This window comes from Oleiphilus sp. HI0067 (assembly GCF_001635735.1).
Genome location: NZ_LWFI01000268.1, coordinates 1 through 835, shown reverse-complemented (window position 1 = coordinate 835; position 835 = coordinate 1). Strand labels below are relative to the sequence as shown.

General features: G+C 44.6%; 1 protein-coding gene. It reads right to left on the bottom strand.

Going from position 1 to position 835, the window contains the following annotated elements; genetic code table 11:
* The coding region (locus tag A3739_RS03380) for an aminotransferase class V-fold PLP-dependent enzyme (protein ID WP_197472009.1) at positions 1 to 604 on the bottom strand (604 nt) is incomplete at its 3' end.
* Positions 605 to 835: the final 231 nt, after the last annotated feature.

Genomic DNA, 835 nt, shown 5'->3' with positions numbered 1-835 from the left:
TGTTGGCGCTACTGATTAAAAAGTCGATATTTAACTCAGCCAGATCAAGAGGAATGCCGCCGAAAGAACTCATAGCGTCGACAATGAAGGTGCAGTTGTTTTCTTTGCAGACATGACTGATGGGCTCAATGGGGTTGAGCATTCCCGTCGTTGTTTCGCAATGAACCATTGCGACATAGATGTCCCCGGAAAGCTCCTTTAACACCTGTTGTAGTTTGGCGGGGTCGACAGGAGATGTTTCTCCGTAATCGATCAGACTAAAAGGAATGTTCAGGATCGAAGCCATGGTTGCCATGCGTTGTCCATAGGCACCATTAGCGAGTATGACTAAATGTCCTGATGCGGGTATGACTGAACCAAGTGTTGCTTCGACAGAGGCTGAGCCGCTACCTTGCATCAACACAGCAGTGTATTCGTCTTGGTATTCCTCACTAGTTGCAAGTTTTACCAAGCGCTGTCTGACGCCTTGAACAAGTTGTTTGTAGTCATCATCCCAAGTACACCAATCGCGTAACATGGCATTTCTCACTCCGATGCTTGTTGATAGAGGGCCAGGAGTAAGAAGTAAATAAGGGTTTATCGGTGCATCCATTTTGGTCGTCATAAGTAAATCTCAAAATTATTGGTATATACCAGTTGAGCGAGATACTATGTGCACCTTTAGGTAAGGGTCAACGCTTTACCTGCAAAATTCATAAAAGTGAAATATACGGAGATCAGACAGTTGAGGTCTGATAGATAAAAGAATCATGGGTACATTAGCGAACGCAATAAAAGAGACTCTGACGGAAAATATCATGAGATGGAGAGGGGAAGGCGAGATGAAACTACCCTC